Raw genomic sequence first — 288 nt, 5'->3', positions numbered from 1 at the left:
AATGCTAAAATAAAAGCATTCAGATCAAAATTCAGAGGTGTGAGGAATGTGGAATACTTCCTTTTTAGACTCACTACTATTTATGCATAATTTTTATAACTCCACAGGTTTTCGTGTTGATCCGTTTTCGTCTTGATCCTTGATTTATTAAATTTGGAGATTTTTTATATAAACAAAAAACCCCTGTTTCGTTTGAAACAGGGGTTTTAAAAAGAAAGGCGACGACATACTCTCCCACATAACTGCAGTACCATCTGCGCAGGCGGGCTTAACTACTCTGTTCGGGAT

1 rRNA gene is annotated in these 288 nt (G+C 36.5%); it reads right to left on the bottom strand.

The features are described from left to right. Nucleotides 1–213: 213 nt before the first annotated feature. Nucleotides 214–288, bottom strand: a 5S ribosomal RNA gene (gene rrf, locus J3495_RS19570); the annotation flags it as partial.

The sequence above is a fragment of the Flavobacterium geliluteum genome (genome assembly GCF_017948595.1).
Taxonomy (GTDB): Bacteria; Bacteroidota; Bacteroidia; order Flavobacteriales; family Flavobacteriaceae; genus Flavobacterium; species Flavobacterium flavipigmentatum.
Note: the sequence above shows the minus strand (reverse complement) of the source record. Positions and strands in the feature narration are given on the sequence as shown.